Raw genomic sequence first — 15,634 nt, 5'->3', positions numbered from 1 at the left:
TCGAGATCGTAATCCGTCGAAGGTCATGGATGTCCTACTCAAGCAAGCTCTCAGCGCATTACCTCGAGATCGCCCAAACCGCTATTTCCAAAGAGCGATTTGCCGGCGAGGACGTGCGGTTCTCCAGTGAATATGAAGCCCTGGAAAGCGAGCTGAACAAAGCCCAGTCAATGCACGAAAGCGGGCAGATCGACTGGCTGAAAATCCTCGAAAACAGTGAAGCGCTGCTGCGCACCCAGTCCAAGGACTTACGGGTGGCGGCCTGGCTCACCTGGGCCTTGTTCCAGCGCGAATCCTTTCCTGGACTGTTGGCGGGCGTCGGCCTGTTGCAGCACCTGTGCGCCGAGCACTGGTCCGAGGTTCATCCCGGTAAACCGCGAACTCGGGCGGCCGCCATCAGTTGGCTGGTGCCCCGGCTGGAGCAGGTCCTGGGTGAGAACGTGGCGATCAAGGAACAGCTGCCGCTGTTTCGCCGCCTGGTGGAATGCCTGCAAGGCCTCGATGCAGCGCTGACTGAACACCTGGGCGATGACGCGCCGCTGTTGCTGCCCATCAGCCGGCGCTTGTCGAGCATGGTGCAGCGCGCCGCCGACAATCAGCCCGAACCCGGTGTGGTGGGCGCGGCCGTGGCCCAGGTCAAGCAGGCGGCCACGCAACTGTTCACCCCGGGCGCGCCCATCGACAACGAGAAAGAAGCTCACAAGGCCCTGCGGGCGTTGCAGGAAAGCGCCCGCCCGCTGTGTGCCTGGTGGCTGCGGCAGAAGGCGTCCGATGTGCGTGCGTTGCGTGTCAATCGCACCATGCTGTGGCTGCCCATCGACGCAGTCCCCGAGCGCAATGCCGAGCAGATCACCGTGCTGCGCGGGCTGCCGGCCGACAAGCTGAAGCAGTACCAGGAGCGCTTCAACAACGGCCAGTTCGCCGATCTGTTGGTGGAGCTTGAAGCCAGCCTGGCCAAGGCGCCGTTCTGGTTCGACGGCCAGCGCATGGTCTGGGAATGCCTGATGGAACTGAACGCCGAGCAGGCGATGCGCGAGGTGGAGTTTCACTTTGCGCTGTTGCTGCAACGCCTGCCGGGGGTGGTGGAGTTGCGCTTTCACGATGGCGCCCCCTTTGCCGACCCCGCCACCCGGGCCTGGATCAGCGCCAACGTCATGCCCCACCTGCAAAGCGCCAGCGCGCCGCGCAAGGTCGAAGTGGCCTCGGCCAACCAGCCGGCCTGGGAACTGGCCCTGGAAGAGGTGCTGCCGGTGCTGCGCAAGGACGGTCTGAAGGCCGCGGTGCAGATTCTCAAGCAGGGCCTGCAGGCCGCCCATGGTGGCCGGGTGCGTTTCTTCTGGCTGTTCAGCCTGGCGCGCCTGTGCTTCCTGGCCAAGAAGTACGAATTGGCCAAGACCCAACTCGAAACCCTCGATCAAGAATTGCAGAACTCGGGCTTGCATGCCTGGGAGCCTGATCTGGCGCTGGATGTGCTGCACCTCCTGCATAGCTGCTGTGAGTTGTTGCCGCAAAACCACGCCGTGCGTGAACGCAAGGAAGAGATTTATCGCAGGCTGTGCCACCTCGACCTCGAAGTGGTGCTCGATTAGGCCCCCCCGGGCCGTACACAAGGAGAAACGCCATGGCCAAAGAAGGCTCGGTAGCCCCCAAGGAACGCATTAACGTCACCTTCAAACCCGCCACCGGTGGTGCTCAGGAAGAAATCGAGCTGCCGCTGAAACTGTTGGCGATCGGTGACTACACCCAGCGTGCGGACGAACGCAAGGTGGAGGATCGCAAGCCCATCAGCATCGACAAGATGACCTTTGACGAGGTCCTGGCCAAACAGGAGTTGAGCCTGACCCTGAGCGTGCCCAACCGTCTGCAGGACGACGGTGAGATGGATGAGCTGGCGGTCAAGCTGCGGGTCAATTCGATGAAGGACTTCAACCCGGCGAGCCTGGTGGAGCAAGTGCCTGAACTGAAAAAACTGATGGAGCTGCGTGATGCCCTGGTGGCGCTCAAAGGTCCGTTGGGCAACGCCCCGGCGTTCCGCAAAGCCATCGAAGGCGTGCTTGCCGACGATGAATCCCGTGGTCGGGTCCTGGGTGAACTGGGCCTGAGTGCCGCCACCGCCAAGGACGCTTAAGCCCCATCCGCTAAGGAAGCCAAGATTATGAGCAGCAGCGCAGCACAGCAAAGCAGCACCGAAAACGGCGAGTACAGCATTCTCGACAGCATCATCGCCGAAACCCGCCTGACCCCGGACGACGAAGCCTACGACATCGCCAAACGCGGCGTGTCGGCCTTTATCGAAGAATTGCTCAAGCCGCAGAACAACGGCGAGCCGGTAAAAAAGGCCATGGTCGATCGCATGATCGCCGAGATCGACGCCAAGCTCAGCCGGCAGATGGACGAGATCCTCCACCACGCTGATTTCCAGTCCCTGGAGTCCGCCTGGCGCGGCCTGCAGTTGCTGGTGGACCGCACCAACTTCCGTGAAAACATCAAGATCGAAATCCTCAACGTCTCTAAGCAGGACCTGCTGGACGATTTCGAGGACTCGCCGGAAGTGATGCAGGCCGGCCTCTACAAGCACATCTACACCGCCGAATACGGCCAGTTCGGTGGCCAGCCGGTAGGCGCGATCATCGCCAACTACTTCATGTCCCCCAGTTCGCCGGACGTGAAACTGATGCAGTACGTGTCCAGCGTGGCCTGCATGTCCCACGCGCCGTTTATCGCCGCGGCCGGGCCGAAGTTCTTTGGCCTGGAAAGCTTCACCGGCCTGCCGGACCTGAAAGACCTGAAGGATCACTTCGAAGGCCCGCAGTTCGCCAAGTGGCAGAGTTTCCGCCAGTCCGAAGACGCCCGTTACATCGGCCTGACCGTGCCGCGCTTCCTGCTGCGCAACCCGTACGACCCGGAAGAAAACCCGGTCAAGTCGTTCGTCTACAAGGAAACCGTGGCCAACAGCCATGAGCATTACCTGTGGGGCAACACCGCCTATGCCTTTGGTACCAAACTGACCGACAGCTTCGCCAAGTTCCGCTGGTGCCCGAACATCATCGGCCCGCAAAGCGGTGGCGCGGTGGAAGACCTGCCGTTGCACCACTTCGAAAGCATGGGCGAGATCGAAACCAAGATCCCGACCGAGGTACTGGTCAGCGACCGTCGTGAATACGAACTCGCCGAGGAAGGCTTCATTTCCCTGACCATGCGCAAAGGCAGCGACAACGCGGCGTTCTTCTCCGCCAGTTCGGTGCAGAAGCCGAAGTTCTTCGGCATCAGCGCCGAAGGCAAGGCTGCCGAGCTGAACTACAAACTCGGCACCCAACTGCCGTACATGATGATCGTCAACCGCCTGGCCCATTACCTGAAAGTGCTGCAGCGCGAGCAACTGGGGTCGTGGAAGGAACGCACTGACCTGGAGCTGGAACTCAACAAGTGGATCCGCCAGTACGTCGCCGACCAGGAAAACCCGAGCGCCGAAGTGCGTGGCCGTCGTCCGCTGCGTGCCGCGCAGATCATCGTCAGCGATGTGGAAGGTGAGCCGGGCTGGTACCGCGTAAGCCTGAACGTGCGCCCGCATTTCAAATATATGGGGGCTGATTTCACCCTGTCGCTGGTGGGCAAGTTGGACAAAGAGTAATCGGGAGAAAGGTCATGAGCGGATACGGCAGCCTGTTCGAACGCCTGAGTGGCGAAGCCGACAAACGCGTCGGTTGGAGCCGCGAGGCCTGTGCAACGGTTTCAGTGGCGGCCCATCTGGGCAAGATGCTGAGCACCCGTGCGGGGAGCGTGCAAACGTTGGCGGACTACGGGCTGCCGGATCTGAATGACATGCGCCTGAGCCTGCACGACGCCTTGAGCCAAGCCCGCTTGGCGATCGAGAGTTTTATCGAAGCCTACGAGCCGCGCCTGACAAATGTGCGGGTGGTGTCCCTGCCGCGGGATCACGACCAACTCAAGTTGCCTTCAGTATCGAAGGCCTGCTGGAAGTGGAAGGGATCAAGCGCCAGGTGAGTTTTGCCGCGCGCTTGAATGGCAGTGGCCAAGTCAAAGTCAGTTAACAAACCCGGGATTGAAAACATGCAGTTCCTGGTTTGCAACATAAGTTGCAAGCGTGAGCTTCAACTATGAGGTTCAAACAGCCATCGAATAATAAGTGGCTGGCCGGGAAGCACTTCCCTGTTGTGCAGTGCTTTGTATCTCTTAGTTCGGTTGTTTGTTTCAGAAGTCCAGAACGCCCCTGCAAACGGGCGGGCCTGGCGATTCAACGCGGCGCCTGAATCCAAGGCCCGCAGAGGAGGATGAGTGTTATCTGTTCGACGGCCAATTGCCGGCGCCGCGCGCGTTCGCCTGTCAAACCCTGTTCGGGTCTGTGGCAAGTGATGTGGTGGGCCTTTGTCGAACCCTTGAAATCAACTTGTCAGCGTTGGGTGTATAGCGACCCGAGGCTGTTTGAAGACGTGCCTTGCCGGGGCAATAACCTCAAGGTTTTGCCCGGCTAATTATTGCGAATACGACAAACAGGTAATCCGAAGTGTCCTTCAACTACTACTACCAAAGCGAACTCACTGCGCTGCGCCAATTGGGTCGCCGTTTCGCCGAACGTAGTCCGGCATTGGCGCCGTTTCTGGGCCAGGCCGGGCGGGACCCGGATGTGGAACGCCTGCTTGAAGGGTTCGCCTTTCTCACGGGGCGGCTGCGGCAGAAGTTGGATGACGAGTTGCCCGAACTCAGCCATTCGTTGATGCAACTGCTGTGGCCGAACTATATGCGGCCATTGCCGGCCTTCAGCATCTTGCAGTTCGACCCGTTGAAGCAGTCCGGGCCGGCGCTGCGGGTGGAGCGCGATACGCCAGTGGAAAGCAAGCCGATCGATGATGTGCGCTGCCGCTTTCGCACCTGCTACCCCACCGAGGTCCTGCCTCTGGACCTGACGGCCTTGAACTATTCGGTCAAGGGCGGTGGCGCCCTGCTTAGCCTACGCCTGGAGATGAGTTGCGACGGGCACATCGGGGAGTTGAACCTGAGCCGCCTGCGCCTGCACCTGGCCGGTGAGCGCTACATCAGCCAGATGCTCTATCTGTGCCTGTTGCGCAACCTGGAGGGCATCGAACTGGTGCCCCTGGGCATGGACGGCAAGCCGTTCCCCGGAGCCAACGGCGAGGGCATGGCGTTCAAGATGCCGGGCAGCCGGGTGCAGCCGGTGGGGTTTGCCGAAGAAGAGGCGTTGATCCCGTACCCGCTCAATACCTTTCGCGGCTATCGCTACCTGCAGGAGTATTTCGCTTTCCAGGACAAGTTCCTGTTCGTCGACCTGAATGGCCTGGACCTGTTGCAGTCGCTGCCCGAGGAAACCCTTAAGCAGATGCGCGGCCTGGAGCTGCGTTTCGACATCCTCAAGGGCGGCATCCAGCGCCTGCGCCCGACCCTGGACAACGTCAAGCTGTACTGCACGCCGATCGCCAACCTGTTCAAGCACGACGCTTTGCCGATCCGCCTGGACGGCAAACAGGACGAGTACCTGCTGCTGCCTGCCGAGTACGACCTGGAAAACTGCGGGGTGTTTTCGGTGGAAACCGTCACCGGCTGGAAGCCCGGCGGCCTGGGTTACCAGGAGTACGTGCCGTTCGAATCCTTTGAGCACGACCCGAGCTTCGACGTCCCCCACAGCAGCCCGCACTACAGCATCCGTCAGCGCTCCTCGTTATTGCATGACGGCCTGGACACTTACTTGAGCTTTGGCATCCGCCACACCGAAGCCCATGAAACCCTGTCCATCGAGCTGACCTGCACCAACCAGAACCTGCCGCGCCGGCTCAAGCTGGGGGACATCAACCAGCCTTCCGAAGCCACCCCGGAGTTCCTCAGCTTCCGCAACATCACCCCGGTCACGTCGAGTTTTGCACCGCCGTTGAACCGCGACTTCCTGTGGAAGCTGATCAGCAACATGTCCCTCAACTACCTGTCGCTGGCCAACGTCGACGCCTTGAAGGTGATTCTCGAAACCTACGACTTGCCGCGCTACTACGACCAGCACGCGGAGAAGGTCAGCAAACGATTGCTTGGCGGGCTCAAGTCGATCCGTCATGAACACGTGGACCGGCTGCACCGTGGCCTGCCCCTACGCGGCTTGCGTACTGAACTGACCATCGACCCCGAAGGCTACATCGGCGAGGGCGACCTGTTTGTCTTCGCCTCGGTGCTCAACGAGTTTTTTGCGCTGTACGCCAGCCTCAATTCCTACCACGAGCTGCGGGTGAAAAGTACCCAAGGAGAGGTGTACCAATGGACACCACGTATGGGCCTGCAGCCCCTGCTCTAAGCGGGCTGAGCCGGGTTATTCGCGAGTACTCGCTGTTTCAGGCGGTACTGCTGGTGCTGGATCGGCTGCGCGAGGTGCACCCGCAACTGAGCGAGGAAGACCTTTACGACCAGCTGGAATTCCAGGCCAACCCGAGCCTGGGGTTTCCCGGCAGCGACGTCGATCGCGTGGAGTTTTTCCAGGAGCACGGGCAACTGCGGGCGCGCCTGCGCTTCAACCTGATCGGGCTGTTTGGCTCCGGTTCGCCGCTGCCGGCGTTTTATGGCGAAGAGGCCTTGGGCGATAGCGAAGAGGGCAACCCGACGCGCAACTTCCTCGACCTGTTCCACCACCGCCTGCAACGCCTGATGCTGCCGATCTGGCGCAAGTACCGCTACCGCGCCAGCTTCCAGAGCGGTGCCCTGGACCCGTTCTCGTCCCAGCTGTTCGCCCTGATCGGCCTGGGCGGCGAAGACATTCGCCGGGCCAAGGAACTGAACTGGAAACGCTTGCTGCCGTACCTCGGTTTGCTCAGCCTGCGCGCCCACTCGGCGGCGCTGATCGAAGCGGTGCTGCGCTACTACTTCAAGCACGCGGACCTGGTGATCGAGCAATGCATTGAGCGCCGGGTGGAGATTCTCCAGGAGCAGCGCAATTGCCTGGGCCAGGCCAACAGCCTGCTGGGCGAAGACCTGGTGCTGGGCGAGCGGGTTCGCGACCGCAGCGGCAAGTTTCGCATCCACATCAGCCAGCTGGACTGGCAGCGCTTCCACGAGTTTTTGCCGATTGGTTTCGGTTACCAGCCGCTGTGCGCGCTGGTGCGTTTCACCCTGCGTGACCCCTTGGACTACGACATTCGCCTGGTGCTGCGCCAGGAAGAAATCCGCGAACTGCGCATCGGTGAGCAGAACGCTTGTCGCCTGGGCTGGACCAGCTGGCTGGGTCGTGAACGCGCGGATGGCGTGGTGACCCTGGGTAGCAAAATTCATTAAGGACGGATGAACATGATCAACCTCGACTTGCAACAACTTATCCAGGCTCTGGACGCCGAGACCCGCCGAGACCTGGAGCGCTCCGCCGAGCGTTGCGTGGCCCGGGGCGGCAGCAAGATCCTCGTCGAAGACCTGTTGCTGGGGTTGCTGGAGCGGCCCCAGGGGCTACTCGCCCGTGGTTTGCAGGACGCCGGCGTGGACCTCGGCGAGCTGAGCGCAGCGTTGCAGTCGCGGGTCGAGCACAGTGCCTCGCGCAACCCGGTGTTCGCTCCGGAATTGGTGCAGTGGCTGCAGGACGCCTTGCTGGTGGCCAACCTGGAACTGGGCCAGACCCAGGTCGAGCAGGCGGCGTTGATTCTCGCCCTGCTGCGCAATCCCATGCGCTACGCGGGCAGCCGTTATCAACCCTTGCTGGCCAAGTTGAACATCGAGCGCCTGAAGGATTTCGCTCTGGCGCAGAACGCCCCCGCCAACCCGGGCAGCCCCGCGGTGGGCGGCGAGTCGTTGTTGCAACGTTTCACCCACAACCTCACCCAGCAGGCCCGTGACGGCCAACTCGACCCGGTGCTGTGCCGCGATGAGGCGATCCGCCAGATGGTCGACATCCTTGCTCGGCGACGCAAGAACAACCCCATCGTGGTGGGTGAGGCCGGTGTCGGTAAAACCGCCATCGTCGAAGGCCTGGCCTCGCGGATTGCGGCCGGTGAAGTGCCCCAGGTGTTGCAAGGGGTTGAACTGCTGGCCCTGGACATGGGCCTGTTGCAAGCCGGCGCCAGCGTCAAAGGTGAGTTTGAGCGGCGCCTCAAAGGGGTGATCGACGAGGTCAAGGCTTCGCCCAAGCCGATCATTGTGTTTATCGACGAGGCCCACACCCTGATTGGCGCGGGTGGCAATGCCGGCGGTTCCGATGCGGCCAACCTGCTCAAGCCGGCCCTGGCCCGGGGCGAACTGCGCACCATTGCCGCCACCACCTGGGCGGAATACAAAAAATACTTCGAGAAAGACCCGGCCCTGGCTCGGCGTTTCCAGCCAGTGCAACTGCACGAGCCAACGGTCAATGAAGCCGTGACCATCCTGCGTGGCCTGGCTGGGGTGTACGAGAAGAGCCACGGCATCTACCTGCGCGACGACGCTGTGGTGGCAGCGGCCGAGTTGTCGGCCCGTTACCTGGCCGGGCGACAACTGCCGGACAAGGCGGTAGACGTGCTCGACACCGCGTGTGCCCGGGTGCGTATCAGCCTGGCGGCAGCGCCTGAAAGCCTGGAGCGCCTGCGCGCCGAACTGGCCGAAGGGGGGCGGCAATGCCAGGCCCTGCGTCGGGACGCCGAGGCCGGCCTGAACATCGACCAGGAGGCCCTGGCGCTGCTGGAAGCGCGGCTGGTCGAGGCACAAGCGCAGCAACAGGCCCTGCAAGCGCGTTGGAACGAGCAGCGTGAGTTGGCCGAGCGCCTGCTGCACTTGCGTCAGCAACTGGCCAAGGCCCGAGAGGCTGAACCCACGTCGTCGGATGAATCGCTTGAAGAGCACGAGGTTCAGCCGGGACTGGTGGCTGCCGAGGACAGGCTCGACGTCGCGGCCCTGGAAGCGGCGCTGCATGCGACCCAAAGCGCCCTCAGCCTTGCCCAGGTGCATGAGCGCCTGGTGAGTTTCGAAGTGTGCCCGCGCCTGGTGGCTGAGGTCATCAGCGCCTGGACCGGCGTGCCCCTGGCCCAACTGGCCCGGGAGCACAACACCAAGGTGGTGAACTTCGCCGCTGACCTGCGCACGCGGATCCGTGGCCAGGAGCAGGCGGTGCAGGCCCTGGACCGCTCCATGCGTGCCAGCGCTGCCGGCCTGAACAAGCCCGATGCGCCAGTGGGGGTGTTCCTGCTGGTGGGCCCCAGCGGCGTCGGCAAGACCGAAACCGCCTTGGCCCTGGCCGACCTGTTGTACGGCGGCGAGCGTTTTATCACCACCATCAACATGTCCGAATTCCAGGAGAAACACACGGTTTCACGCCTGATCGGTGCGCCGCCGGGTTACGTCGGTTACGGCGAGGGCGGCATGCTCACCGAAGCCGTACGGCAGAAACCCTACTCGGTGGTGCTGCTGGATGAGGTGGAAAAAGCCGACCCGGACGTGCTCAACCTGTTCTATCAAATCTTCGATAAAGGCGTGGCCAACGACGGCGAAGGGCGCGAGATCGACTTCCGCAACACCCTGATCCTGATGACCTCGAACCTGGCCAGCGAGCAGATCAGTGCCCTGTGCGAGCAGGCCGAACGGCCAAGCGCCGAGACCCTGGAAGCGACCATTCGCCCGGCCCTGAGCAAGCACTTCAAGCCGGCGCTGCTGGCCCGCATGCGCGTGGTGCCTTACTACCCGGTGAGCGGCCCGGTGTTGCGCGAGCTGATCGACATCAAACTGCAGCGCCTGGGCGAGCGCCTGCTACGCCGGCAGTTGGGGTTCAGCTATTGCCAGAACCTGGTGAGCCATTTGGCCGAGCGCTGTACCCAGAGCGAAAGCGGGGCGCGGTTGATCGACCACTTGCTGGAGTCGCACCTGGTGCCGCTGGTGGCCGACCGGCTGCTGGAGGCCATGGCCCGTGGCGAGTCCCTCAAGCAGGTACACGCCACGCTGGATCACAGCGCCGGCGTGACGTGCGAGTTCGCCTGAGGTGGGTGTGATGTTCACATGTGTCCCGCAACCCTTGATCTACGCCGAGGCCCTGCTGGCGCAATTTTCCGGCTTGTCCCGGGCGGCGGAAGGGGCCGTGTTGCTGGGGGAGTTCGTCCAGGGCGTGGCCGAGCTCAGCGGCTGTGAACTCAGCCAGTTGTTCTTGCTGGATGCAACCCATACCCGCCTGGGGCTGAGTGCCGAATGCCTGGGCGGGCTGCTGCAACCACGGGAAGCGGCCAGCCTGCCGGCGGACTACAACGGTGAGCAACTGCTGCAATTCGCCCTGTGCCAGAACCGGGTGCTGAGCCTGCAGGGCTTGAGCACCAGCCTGCATGAGACCAGTTTCCTGCCGGCCCAGGGTGCGCCCTGGCAGTCGCTGCTTTGTGTGCCCCTGGTCAACTCGCGCAAGGCGGTGGAGGGCCTGCTGCTCTGCGCCAGCCGGGAGCAGGTGGACCTGCAAGGCTTTGCCGATTCCCTGGGGCAATTGGGTTCCTTTGTGCTGGCGCAACTGGAGCTGCTCCAGCGTTTGCGGCGGCCTTCCGGGGAGGTGACGCCGATGGGCGACACCGTGGTCAATGCCAGCGGCTACGGCTTGATTGGCAGCAGCCAGGCCATGCGCCAGACCTACCAGTTGATCAGCAAGGTGCTGCACAGCCCCTACACCGTGTTGCTACGGGGGGAGACCGGCACCGGCAAGGAAGTGGTGGCGCGGGCCATCCATGACTACGGCCCGCGGCGCTCCCAGGCATTTATTGTGCAGAACTGCGCAGCGTTCCCGGAGAGCCTGCTGGAGAGCGAGCTGTTCGGCTACCGCAAGGGTGCCTTTACCGGCGCCGACCGCGATCGCCCGGGGCTGTTCGATGCGGCCAATGGCGGGACCTTGCTGCTGGATGAAATCGGCGACATGCCGTTGTCCCTGCAAGCCAAGCTGTTGCGCGTGTTGCAGGAGGGTGAGATCCGCCCCTTGGGCTCCAACGACACCCACAAGATCGACGTGCGCATCATCGCGGCCACCCACCGCGACCTGGCGGTGCTGGTCAGTGAAGGCAAATTCCGTGAGGACCTGTATTACCGCCTGGCGCAATTTCCCATCGAGTTGCCGGCCCTGCGCCAGCGCGAGGGCGACATCCTCGACCTGGCCCGGCACTTCGCCGACAAGGCCTGCAGCTTTCTGCGACGTGACCCGTTGAACTGGTCAGACGCGGCCCTGCAGCACCTTGGCGGCTACAGCTTCCCGGGCAATGTGCGCGAGCTCAAGGGCCTGGTGGAGCGGGCGGTGCTGCTGTGTGAAGGCAGCCAACTGCTGGCCGAGCACTTCTCGTTGAGCACCGAGACGCTGCCCCAGGACAGCGGCCTTAACCTGCGCGAGCGGCTGGAGAAAGTCGAGCGCCACCTGTTGCTCGACTGCCTGCGCAAGAACGCCGGCAACCAGACCCTGGCCGCCCGCGAACTGGGCCTGCCCCGACGCACCCTGCTGTACCGCCTGGGTCGCTTGAACATCAATCTCGGCGACTTCGAGGGATAAGCGGCCATGACGGGTTCACGCTCACTTTTCTTTTCTTTACACGGTGCCTGCCGGGCGCCGCGTTCCGTGCATCGTCCACCCATGGAGACTTCCTGATGTCCCTACGTCACTGGCCAGCCGTGCTGCTGGCCCTGGTTGTCCTGAGCGGCCTTGGCGGCTGCGGCGGCAACTACAAATTCAACGACAACACCTATCGCCCCCTGGGTGATCCGCAAGCGGTCAATCGCGGCAAGTGACCGCAAGGAGCATCACCATGGAATTGGTATTCGAAATGCTCAACACCAAGCAGTTCGTGCCCACTGAGTTGAGCAGCAAGACCTTCAAACAGGCCGGCGGGGTGATCGGCCGTGGCGAGGATTGCGATTGGAGCATTCCTGATCAAAAGCGCCACCTGTCCAATCATCACGCCTTGGTCAGCTACCGCGATGGCGGCTTTTTCCTGACCGATACCAGCAGCAATGGCATCCAGGACGGTGACAGCGGCGCGCGTATGCGCAAGGGCGAGCCGCGCCGCATCGAGCACGGCAGTGTCTACCAGTTGGGGGACTTCCAGATTCGCGCGCGCCTGCGCCAGCCGGTGGAAAGCTTCGAGGCCGAGGTCGGCCTGCCCCAGGCGGCCGGCAGCATCATCCCCGATGACGCTTTCCTTGAACTTGACCCCCTCAACGCCCTGGACCGGGACGACACGCAGCTGTCACCGATCGACGAACTCAGCGCCCTGAATGTGCGGCACCAAGAGCCGGTGCAACTGGCGGACTACGCGCGCATCGACGTGGAAACCCTGCTGGTGCCGGAACTGGTGGCCCCGCCAAAGGCCGCTGCGGTGGTCGAGGCGGCGCCGGTAGCGCAGCAAAGCGAGCCGTTCTGGGGCCAGTTCGGCGCCGCACTCGGGGTGGACTTGCGGGGCATGGACCACGCCGCTCGTGAAGCGCTGGCGCTCCAGGCGGCCAGCCTGCTCAAGCAGAGCATCGGTGGTTTGCAGCAAAGCCTGCGTACCCGCAGCGAACTGAAAAACGAGCTGCGCCTGGCCCAGAGCAGTGTCCAGGGCGTCAGCGGCAACCCGCTGAAATTCGCCCTGGAAGCCGGCGAGGCCCTGGGCCTGCTGTTGCGCGGCAGCAAGCCTGGGCAGTTGTCCGCCGAGCAGGCGGTGGCCCGTGCCTTCCGTGATGTACAGGCGCATCAAGTGGCGTTGCTGACGGCCAGCCGCGCCGCCCTGCGCGGCACCCTGGAGCACTTTGCGCCGCAGCAACTGACCCTGCGTTTCGAGCGCGACCGCAAGCCGTTGCTGGCCACCGCCGGCAGCCGCTGGAAAGCCTACAACCGCTACCACCAGGCCCTGTGTCAGGACGACGAGTGGAGCGAGCGTCTGTTGGCCCGTGACTTCGCCCAGGCCTATGCGGAGCAGGTGCGCCTGATTTCCACCCTTCACACTGATTTTCAAGGATGACCTTCATGTCCCGCCGCTCGACCCTGCTGTTCAAGGCGCTGTCAGCGCTGATTGTCCTGGTGCTGCTGCCTGGCTGCGTCGCCATGTCGCCGTACTCGACCATGACCAAGCTCAACCTGCGCCTGACTGGCGGTGAGCAGCTCAACCTGGACCTCAACGGTCGGCCCTCGCCGATCGTGGTGCGGCTGGTTGAGCTCAAGCACCCGGTGGCTTTTGAAAATGCCGATTTCTTCAGCCTCTACGAGCGTGCCAAAGAGTCCCTGTCCCCGGACCTGGTGGTCAGTGAAGAGCTGGAACTGCGCCCCGGTGAAACCCTCGACCTCAAGCTCAGCATCGCTGACGGCAGCCGCTTCGTCGGCGTGCTCGCAGCCTACCGCGACCTGGAACAGACCCAATGGCGGTACGTGCTGCAGATCACCCCGGTGGAGCAGAACAACGTCGACCTGACCCTGGACCAGACCGGCATCCGCAATACCCACACAACCCTGGCCAAGGCGGATGACCCTTCATGAACGTGCACAAAATCATCTGGCAGGAAGGCATGCTCCTGCGCCCGCAGCACTTCCAGCACAACGACCGCTACTACGACTACCAGATGAAGACCCGCACCCAGTTGCTGGGCAGCTACAACTGGGGGTTCCTGGGCCTGGAGATCGACCAGCAGTTCCTCAACATGGGCAAGCTGGTGATCAGCCAGGCGTCCGGCGTACTGCCCGATGGCAGCCTGTTCGAACTGGGCGGCAACATCGAGCCGCTGGCCCTGGACATCCCGCCGAACACCGGCAACGCCCCGATCTACCTGGCATTGCCCTTGGTCACCGGCAACCACATCGAGTCGCGTCGCCCGGAGCAGTCCGACGTGCTGGCCCGCTACACGGTGTATGAAACGGAGATCAGCGACTCCAACGCCGGTGACGACTCCAGCAGCCAGCTCAGTTGTGGTCGCCCGGACTTCCGCCTGCTGCTGGGTGAGCAACAGAGTGACCAGGCCTATGTGAAGCTCAAACTGTGTGAGGTCCTCGACACCACGCCGGATGGGGTCATCAGCCTGGACGGCGACTTTGTGCCGACCTTCATCCACACCCATGGCTCCGGCTACCTGCTGTCGTGCCTCAAGGAAGTGATCAGCATGCTCGGCCACCGAGGCGACACTATTGCCGAGCGCATTCGCTCCAACGGCAAGGTCGGTGGCGCCGAGGTCGGGGACTTCATGATGCTGCAACTGATCAACCGCACCGAGCTGTTGCTGCGTCACTACCTGGGCCTGGACCAGGTTCACCCCGAAGAGCTGTACCGCATCCTGCTGACCATGCTCGGCGATCTGGCGACCTTCGCCAGCGACAGCAAACGCCCGCGCCTGGACAGCCGTTACCAGCACAGCGACCAGGGCGCGAGCTTTCGCAAACTGATGGACGCGATTCGCCAGGTGCTGTCCATGGTGCTGGAGCAACACGCCATGGAACTGGCCCTGCAGACTCGTCAGTACGGGATTCTGGTGGCGCCGCTGCACGATCACAAACTGCTCGAGTCAGCGTCGTTCGTGCTGGCGGCCAGCGCCAACTGCGACTCCGAGGAACTGCGCCAGCGCCTGCCGGCGCACCTGAAAGTCGGCCCGGTGGAGCGCATCCGCCAACTGGTCAACCTGCACCTGCCGGGGATCAAGGTCAAACCGCTGCCGGTGGCACCGCGGCAGATTCCGTTCCACTCCAACAAGACCTATTTCATCCTCGAATTCAATGCCGAGGACCAGGAACAACTGGAGCGTTCCGGTGGTTTCGCCTTCCACGTGTCCGGCGAATTCTCCGAGCTTGAACTGAAATTCTGGGCCATAAGGAACTGACCCCAATGATCAAGGACATGGAACACCAGCAGGATGACAAGACCGTCCTTCTCGATCGCCAGGGGCACGGCCCGGCACAGAGCCCGCTGACGGATTTCGCCGCGCCACCGCGCTTCGAACAGTTGGAAGAACGGATGATCTACGCCGCCCGCCTGGGGCCGGCCGAAGCCATCAACATCAGCCTCAACGCCTTGGTGGCGGCCGCTTCCGAGCTGTTGTCGGAGGTGGTGCGGCTCAAGCACAGCGAGACCCGCGAAGACCTCTACGCGTTGAACGAGCGGCTGACCGCCGGGTTGAAAATGTTCGAGGCACGGGCGCTGCACAACGGTGCCGAAAGCAGCCAGGTGATGACCGCTCGCTACGTGCTCTGCTCGGTGCTTGACGAAGCCCTGGTGACCACGCCTTGGGGCAATGAAAGCGAGTGGTCGCAGATGAGCCTGCTGAGCAGCTTCCACAACGAGACCTTCGGTGGCGAGAAGTTCTTCCAGCTGTTGGATCGGCTGTCGAAGAACCCGGTCAAGCACCTGCCGATGCTGGAACTGATGTACCTGTGCCTGTCCCTGGGGTTCGAGGGCAAGTACCGGGTCATGGCCCGCGGCATGCTCGAACTGGAAGGCATCCGGGATGCGCTGTACCGGCAGGTGCGGCAGTTGCGTGGCGATGCGCCGCGCGAGCTGTCGCCGAACTGGGAAGGCCTCAGCCACAAGCGCAATGGCCTGGTGCGCATCGTGCCCTGGTGGATGGTGGCGCTGTTCGCCCTGGTCTGCCTGGTGATGATGTATTCGGGGTTCGCCTGGGTACTGGGCGAGCAGCGTGAAACCGTGTTGCAACCTTATCAGCCGCTTGATGCAGGCGTGGTCCGGCCGCAGTCGTAATACAG

Annotated in this window: 12 protein-coding genes and 1 pseudogene; all 13 read left to right on the top strand. The window is 62.9% G+C overall.

Going from position 1 to position 15,634, the window contains the following annotated elements; all coding sequences use genetic code 11:
* Positions 1-29: 29 nt before the first annotated feature.
* The 13 genes and pseudogenes from tssA to icmH all read left to right on the top strand — a co-directional run bounded on the left by tssA (position 30) and on the right by icmH (position 15,629).
* Positions 30-1,589, top strand: coding sequence for a type VI secretion system protein TssA (gene tssA / locus M1B34_RS03420; protein WP_123337069.1), 1,560 nt, complete (start codon positions 30-32; stop codon positions 1,587-1,589).
* 32 nt (positions 1,590-1,621) lie between these two features.
* A complete protein-coding gene (tssB, locus tag M1B34_RS03415) occupies positions 1,622-2,128 on the top strand; it encodes a type VI secretion system contractile sheath small subunit (RefSeq protein ID WP_123337067.1) in 507 nt (168 codons plus the stop codon).
* Between the two features lie 27 nt (positions 2,129-2,155).
* Positions 2,156-3,631, top strand: coding sequence for a type VI secretion system contractile sheath large subunit (gene tssC, locus M1B34_RS03410; protein WP_123337065.1), 1,476 nt, complete (start codon positions 2,156-2,158; stop codon positions 3,629-3,631).
* 14 nt (positions 3,632-3,645) lie between these two features.
* Positions 3,646-4,052, top strand: a pseudogene (gene tssE / locus M1B34_RS03405) (type VI secretion system baseplate subunit TssE).
* A gap of 473 nt (positions 4,053-4,525) precedes the next feature.
* Positions 4,526-6,313: a type VI secretion system baseplate subunit TssF gene (tssF, locus tag M1B34_RS03400; RefSeq protein ID WP_268264449.1), complete on the top strand. Its 1,788-nt coding sequence runs from the start codon at positions 4,526-4,528 to the stop codon at positions 6,311-6,313.
* A complete protein-coding gene (gene tssG / locus M1B34_RS03395; protein WP_268264448.1) occupies positions 6,277-7,284 on the top strand; it encodes a type VI secretion system baseplate subunit TssG in 1,008 nt (335 codons plus the stop codon). The genes tssF and tssG overlap by 37 nt, the downstream gene beginning before the upstream one ends.
* A 6-nt stretch (positions 7,285-7,290) precedes the next feature.
* Positions 7,291-9,939 carry a type VI secretion system ATPase TssH gene (gene tssH, locus M1B34_RS03390; RefSeq protein ID WP_268264447.1) on the top strand — a complete coding sequence of 883 codons (2,649 nt, stop codon included), beginning with the start codon at positions 7,291-7,293 and terminating at the stop codon, positions 9,937-9,939.
* Positions 9,940-9,949: 10 nt separating this feature from the next.
* Positions 9,950-11,467 carry a sigma-54 interaction domain-containing protein gene (locus M1B34_RS03385; RefSeq protein WP_268264446.1) on the top strand — a complete coding sequence of 506 codons (1,518 nt, stop codon included), beginning with the start codon at positions 9,950-9,952 and terminating at the stop codon, positions 11,465-11,467.
* Positions 11,468-11,562: 95 nt separating this feature from the next.
* A complete protein-coding gene (locus M1B34_RS03380; RefSeq protein WP_123337053.1) occupies positions 11,563-11,703 on the top strand; it encodes a type VI secretion protein in 141 nt (46 codons plus the stop codon).
* A gap of 17 nt (positions 11,704-11,720) precedes the next feature.
* Entirely contained in the window at positions 11,721-12,914 is a 1,194-nt protein-coding gene (gene tagH / locus M1B34_RS03375) for a type VI secretion system-associated FHA domain protein TagH (RefSeq protein WP_268264445.1), read from the top strand.
* A 5-nt stretch (positions 12,915-12,919) separates the two neighbouring features.
* Complete coding sequence (gene tssJ / locus M1B34_RS03370) at positions 12,920-13,426, top strand: type VI secretion system lipoprotein TssJ (protein WP_268264444.1); 507 nt, start codon at positions 12,920-12,922, stop codon at positions 13,424-13,426.
* Positions 13,423-14,754, top strand: a complete 1,332-nt coding sequence (gene tssK / locus M1B34_RS03365) for a type VI secretion system baseplate subunit TssK (RefSeq protein WP_268264443.1) — start codon at positions 13,423-13,425, stop codon at positions 14,752-14,754. The genes tssJ and tssK overlap by 4 nt, the downstream gene beginning before the upstream one ends.
* A gap of 5 nt (positions 14,755-14,759) precedes the next feature.
* Positions 14,760-15,629, top strand: coding sequence for a type IVB secretion system protein IcmH/DotU (gene icmH / locus M1B34_RS03360; protein WP_123337047.1), 870 nt, complete (start codon positions 14,760-14,762; stop codon positions 15,627-15,629).
* The last annotated feature ends 5 nt before the right edge of the window (positions 15,630-15,634 follow it).

This window comes from Pseudomonas morbosilactucae (assembly GCF_023241715.1).
GTDB lineage: Bacteria > Pseudomonadota > Gammaproteobacteria > Pseudomonadales > Pseudomonadaceae > Aquipseudomonas > Aquipseudomonas morbosilactucae.
The sequence above is the reverse complement of the archived record's forward strand: the minus strand, read 5'-3'. Positions and strand labels throughout refer to the sequence as shown.